The organism is Dellaglioa sp. CoH-56-MRSF-10, assembly GCF_056782175.1.
Map to the genome: position 1 here is coordinate 1 of NZ_JBXAYF010000097.1, position 290 is coordinate 290.

The window sequence follows — 290 nt, forward strand, 5'->3', positions numbered from 1 at the left end:
CACGGTGGTTCACTGATGGGTAAGCGCTTCAAGGTCCTAGATAACAAGGCTATATACATCAACGCCATTGATTACAAGGATCAGAGGCTGGTATCCGTTCGTCAGCAATACACGACGGCTAAGGAACCTGATGTGTGGAAGAACGGATATCAGGGGATTAGCCTGCCGTCGAGTCCTAAGGCGCTGCGCAAGCTCGCGGCTCACCTCGAATTGCTGGCTACTCGAATCGAGGCCGGTGAGCAAGAGTTCGAGGCAGTTGCTGATGAGCCTAAAAAGGAGAAGAAGTGATG

Annotated in this window: 1 protein-coding gene; it reads left to right on the forward strand. The window is 52.1% G+C overall.

Features of this window, described 5'->3' with window-relative positions; genetic code table 11:
* The coding region (locus AC1RP4_RS07955) for a hypothetical protein (protein WP_481763269.1) at positions 1-288 on the forward strand (288 nt) is incomplete at its 5' end.
* Positions 289-290 lie beyond the last annotated feature (2 nt).